The sequence below is a fragment of the Cetobacterium sp. genome (assembly GCF_048470075.1).
Taxonomy (GTDB): domain Bacteria; phylum Fusobacteriota; class Fusobacteriia; order Fusobacteriales; family Fusobacteriaceae; genus Cetobacterium_A.
Window position 1 is genome coordinate 1 of sequence record NZ_DBGBQB010000271.1, and the last position, 5,348, is coordinate 5,348.

The 5,348-nt window shown below is 29.7% G+C and carries 6 protein-coding genes; all 6 read left to right on the top strand.

Features of this window, described 5'->3' with window-relative positions:
- The first annotated feature begins 131 nt into the window (after nucleotides 1–131).
- From ACMOUI_RS09685 to ACMOUI_RS09710, 6 genes are read left to right on the top strand one after another with little or no spacing between them, the layout of a single operon-like run.
- Complete coding sequence (locus ACMOUI_RS09685) at nucleotides 132–734, top strand: DUF445 domain-containing protein (RefSeq protein ID WP_418965496.1); 603 nt, start codon at nucleotides 132–134, stop codon at nucleotides 732–734.
- A gap of 10 nt (nucleotides 735–744) precedes the next feature.
- On the top strand, nucleotides 745–1,734 hold the full coding sequence (gene ruvB / locus ACMOUI_RS09690; protein ID WP_418965497.1) for a Holliday junction branch migration DNA helicase RuvB: 990 nt from the start codon (nucleotides 745–747) through the stop codon (nucleotides 1,732–1,734).
- Between the two features lie 4 nt (nucleotides 1,735–1,738).
- The gene (locus tag ACMOUI_RS09695; RefSeq protein ID WP_418965498.1) at nucleotides 1,739–2,164 is read left to right on the top strand and encodes an RrF2 family transcriptional regulator; all 426 of its coding nucleotides are present in this window, start codon (nucleotides 1,739–1,741) and stop codon (nucleotides 2,162–2,164) included.
- A gap of 9 nt (nucleotides 2,165–2,173) precedes the next feature.
- On the top strand, nucleotides 2,174–2,884 hold the full coding sequence (locus tag ACMOUI_RS09700) for an RsmE family RNA methyltransferase (protein ID WP_418965499.1): 711 nt from the start codon (nucleotides 2,174–2,176) through the stop codon (nucleotides 2,882–2,884).
- On the top strand, nucleotides 2,874–4,193 hold the full coding sequence (gene mtaB, locus ACMOUI_RS09705; RefSeq protein WP_418965500.1) for a tRNA (N(6)-L-threonylcarbamoyladenosine(37)-C(2))-methylthiotransferase MtaB: 1,320 nt from the start codon (nucleotides 2,874–2,876) through the stop codon (nucleotides 4,191–4,193). The genes ACMOUI_RS09700 and mtaB overlap by 11 nt, the downstream gene beginning before the upstream one ends.
- Nucleotides 4,171–5,166, top strand: a complete 996-nt coding sequence (locus tag ACMOUI_RS09710) for a LytR C-terminal domain-containing protein (RefSeq protein WP_418965501.1) — start codon at nucleotides 4,171–4,173, stop codon at nucleotides 5,164–5,166. The genes mtaB and ACMOUI_RS09710 overlap by 23 nt, the downstream gene beginning before the upstream one ends.
- The last annotated feature ends 182 nt before the right edge of the window (nucleotides 5,167–5,348 follow it).

Sequence of the window (5,348 nt, forward strand, 5' to 3'; positions counted from 1 at the left end):
ACAATAAAAAAAATCAAAAATGGAGAGTTTATATGAAGTAAAAGGGCAAAAAATGTATTGGAGATATAAATATAAAATGGTATAATAAATAATAATTTATAAAATTGATAAGGAATTGAAAAGGTGAGAAAATGTTAATAAAAGCGATACTTTTAATTGTTATTGGATCAATGATTGGATGGATTACAAACTATATTGCAATAAAGATGTTATTTAGACCATATAAAGAGATAAATTTAGGAATTTTTAAGATACAGGGATTGATTCCTAAAAGAAGACATGAGATTGGAATAAGCTTAGCAGATACGATTCAAAAAGAGTTAATTTCAATAGATGATATAATGAAAAAACTTGAAAATGCGAATTTAGATGTTCAGATGGAGAAAGTTATAGATAATATATTAGAGAAAAAACTTGCCACAGAGATAACTGCTAAATTCCCAATGATAGCTATGTTTTTAAATGAGTCAGCTTTAAATAAGATTAAAGAAGCTATAAAGGGATCGATAATGGAGAATAAGGATCAGATAATATCTATGTTATTTGAAACTTTAGAAAAAAATGTTGATTTTAAAGAGATTATAATTGAAAAAGTTGATGCTTTTTCATTGGAGGAACTGGAAAGAATAACCTTTTCTTTAGCTAAAAAAGAGCTAAAACATATAGAGATTATTGGAGCAGTTTTAGGTGGGCTTATAGGGATTGCACAATTTGTAATAACAGTGTTAATTTAAGGAGAAAAGAATGGATAGAATAGTTTCTAATGAGGAGTTGGAATTTGAGGGAGAAGTTCAAAAAAGCTTAAGACCAAAACGTTTATCAGAATATATAGGACAGGAGTCTTTAAAAGAAAAAATGGAAATTTTTATAGAGGCTGCAAAAAAAAGAGGGGGTTGTATAGATCATATACTTTTATATGGACCTCCTGGATTGGGAAAGACAACTTTAGCAGGAGTGATTGCCACAGAGATGGGTGTTAATTTAAAGATTACTTCTGGACCTATATTGGATAAGGCTGGAGATTTAGCAGCTATTTTAACCTCTTTAGAGGAGAATGATATACTGTTTATCGACGAGATTCATAGATTGAATACATCTGTAGAAGAGATTTTATACCCTGCCATGGAGGATGGTGAACTGGACATTATCATAGGAAAAGGACCATCGGCTAGATCTATAAGAATAGAACTTCCACCATTTACACTGATTGGAGCTACAACGAGAGCTGGACTATTGAGTTCACCATTGAGAGATAGATTCGGAGTGGTACATAGAATGGATTACTATAAAGAGGAGGAGCTCGAGGGTATTGTAAAAAGAGGAGGAGCTCTTTTAGGGGTGAAAGTTGAAGAGGATGGAGCAAAGGAGATAGCTCTTAGAAGTAGAGGAACACCGAGAATAGCCAATAGACTTTTAAAGAGAGTGAGAGATTACTGTGAAATAAAAGGGAATGGTATTGTTAATTTTGAAAATGCAGTTAAAGCTCTCAGTATTTTAGGAGTGGATAAACAGGGACTAGATGAGCTAGATAGAGATATTATAAAAGCTATAATAGAAAATTATGGTGGTGGACCAGTTGGAGTGGAAACTTTGGCCTTGATGTTGGGAGAAGATAGAAGAACAATAGAGGAAGTTTATGAGCCTTATTTAGTAAAAATTGGTTATATTAAGAGAACTAGTCGTGGTAGAATGGTTACAGAGAAAGCTTATAATCATTTTGAGATAAAGGAGTAAGAGGATGAAAATAAGTACAAAAGTTAGATATGGTGTAAAAGCATTGGTTTATATAGCAGAAGCTTCTCAAAAGGGAAACTTAGCTCGTATAAAAGAGATATCAGAATCAGAGGATATCTCTGTTCAGTATTTAGAGCAAATTTTATTTAAGTTAAAAAATGAGAATATAATTCAAGGTAAAAGAGGTCCCAATGGGGGATATAAGTTGTCCATGGAACCTGAGGATATAACACTACATGAATTATATAAAATATTGGATGACGAAGTAAAAGTGATTGACTGTAATGAGAACAATAAAAGTAAAAATTGTTCATGTGTAGATGATGAATGTTCCACTAGTTGTATTTGGAGTAAGTTAGATATTGCAATGACAAAAATTTTAGAGGATACAACTCTAGCAGAGCTAATAAAAAATAAGGATATGATATAGGAGTTTATAATGATAAGTGTTATAATATCTAAAGACAATATAGCAAATGAGATAATAGAGATAGTTGATAAAAATGATATAAATCATTTGAAAAATGCTTTTAGAATAAAAGATGGTGAAATAATCAGAGCTGTAGATGGAGAGTATGAGTATATTTGCGAAGTTATAAATATAGATAAAAAGATTATAGAGGTAAAAATTCTAGAGAGAAATGAAGATAAATTTTCATCTAAAATCTATATAGAAGCAGCTATTGGAATTTTAAAAAATGATAAAATGGATTTGACAATCCAAAAATTAACTGAGATTGGAGTTACAAAAATAACACCTCTTTTAACTAAGAGAGGAGTAGCTAAAATCACTGAAAAAAAGGATAAATGGGATTTAATTGTTAAAGAAGCTACAAAACAGTGTCAAGCGGTTAAATTAGTGGAGATATCAGAACCTAAGAGATTGGCGGAATTAAATTTTAAAGAGTATGATCTGGCAGTTGTTCCATATGAATGCGAAGAGGAAAACTCTTTAAGAAATATTTTAAATAAACTAGAAAATAAACCTAAAAGAGTTTTATATATAGTTGGTCCAGAGGGGGGATTTGAGAAAGAGGAGATTGAGTTCTTAAAAGAGAATGGTGTTATACCTGTATCTTTGGGGAAAAGAATACTAAGAGCTGAAACTGCCTCAATGATAGTAGGAGGAATATTGGTAAATGAATTCTAATAATAAAAAAGTTGCATTCTACACTTTAGGGTGTAAAGTAAATCAGTATGAGAGTGAAAGTATAAAAAACCAATTGATTAAAATTGGATATGAAGAGGAAGATTTTGAAAATAAATCGGACATATACATAGTAAACTCATGTACAGTAACAAGTATTGCAGATAAGAAAACGAGAAATGTTTTAAGAAGAGCAAAAAAAATGAATCCAGAATCAATAGTTATTGTAACAGGATGTTATGCACAAACAAACTCTAAAGAACTTTTAGAAATTGAGGAAATAGACTTTGTTGTTGGTAATAGTAATAAAAGTGGATTGGTAGATTTTATTCAAGATATAGAGAATAAAAAATCAAAGATACTGACAGAAAACATTTTTGAAGATAGAGCCTATGAGGAGTATGAGTTTGCTACTTTGAGAGAGATGTCAAGAGCTTACATAAAAATTCAAGATGGGTGTAATAATTTCTGCTCATATTGTAAAATTCCTTTTGGAAGAGGAAAAAGTAGATCACGTTCATTAGAAAGTATATGCAATGAGATTGAAGTTTTGACTAAAGAGGGATTTAAAGAGTTTATAATAATTGGTATAAACTTAGGAGCTTATGGGGAGGATCTGAATTCTGATGTAAGTTTAGAAACTCTATTGGAAACAGTTGTAAAACTTGATGGAGTCGAAAGAGTGAGAATTGGATCGATGTATCCAGATAAGATTTCAGATAGATTCATTGAGATTATGAAAAACAACGGAAAGTTAATGCCTCATTTACACATCTCATTACAATCTTGTGATGATACTGTTCTAGAGAGAATGAGAAGAAATTATGGAGCTGAACTTATCCAGGAAAGACTGCTAAAACTTAGAGAAAATGTTGAAAATATGGAGTATACAGCCGATGTGATTGTTGGTTTCCCTGGGGAAACGGATGAGATGTTTAATAACACTTATCAAGTGATAAAAAGTATTGGTTTCTCTGATTTACATGTATTCCAATATTCAGATAGAGAAAAAACTTTAGCTAATACATTTACTGATAAGATAGATAGCGGTGTAAAAAAGAGAAGAGCTGAAATTTTAGAAGAGTTAAGAAAAGAGATGGGTAAAGAGAGAAGAGAAAGATATATAGGAAAAGAGTTGGAAGTTTTAGTTGAAGAGATTAAAGAGGATGGATGTTCATATGGATACAGTCCAAACTATTTAAGAGTTAAGACTTTAAATGCAACTTCAACTGTAAATGAATTAGTAAAAGCAGAGATTTCAAATTTAGAAAAGGAGTTACTAATCGCAGATGAGAAGGGAAAAAGGGATTAAGAGACAAAAAAGAAAAACAGGAAAAGCTCTAGGTGGATTGCTATTAGCAATAATAGTAATAGGAATACTTGGAGTATTTCTAACATATAATTTAAATAAAAATAATAAAAATTTAGAAAACTGGGATAGATATGCAATAATAGGAAAAAATAATATTATTGTAGTCTATGAGGATAAATTAGCAGTAAAAATACCTTTTGATGTTCAAGTTGATAAAGAGACAACAATAAAAAAATTAGTGGATTCTAAAAATTATAAAATGGTAATAGACTCTATAAATAACTTTTTACCAGAGAAAGTTCAAAACTATAAAGTTATAAAATATAGTGAGATATCATTAAATGTAAAAAATGCAAGAAATATTCCTGAGATGGTAATAGATGATAAAAAATATATTTTAACATCAGGAACGCAATCTTTATTTGCTGATTTATACGGTGGAGAGCTAAAAGATTCTACAAATTTAGTTGTAGATATACTAAATGCCAATGGTATTGGTGGATATGCAAGAAAAACAGGGGAAAACCTAAAAAATAAGCTTGCACTGACGTATACTGCTGCTAACTATGAAAAAAATACAAACTATAGTTTGATAAAAATTAATGAGATAAGCAAAGAGAATGTAGAAAATATTTTAGCTAATGTCAATGAGAAATATTTCAAGATAAAAGAGGATAGTGATATTCCAACACTAGCTAGTGTGGTATTGATTCTTGGTAAAGAAAAAGATATCGATTTTAAAATTGAGATAAAAGGGACTTCAGCTGAGGCAAAAGCTGCCTTAAAGGATTTAGAGAGTTCTGGATATAAAAATGTGACTTTAAAAGAGGAGTCAAAAAAATTAGAAAAATCTGTAATAGAGTATAATAGTGAAGATTATTATACAGCATTAAAAATTGCAAAGAAATTGAATATAAGTAATATGTTAGAAAACAATGGTTTAAATAATAAAATAAATATTTTAATAGATTAAAATAAAAAAGGAGTGAAAATGCTAGATTTTATCTCAATTTTATTCATTTTTATATTGGATAATATTCCTCAAACAACATCGAAAGGATTTTTGATAATGCCTTATTTGGCTTATTTGTCTTATAGAAAAGATAAAAAAATAGCATTTTTATTTCCAATACTAGCAATTATACTAGCCTTACA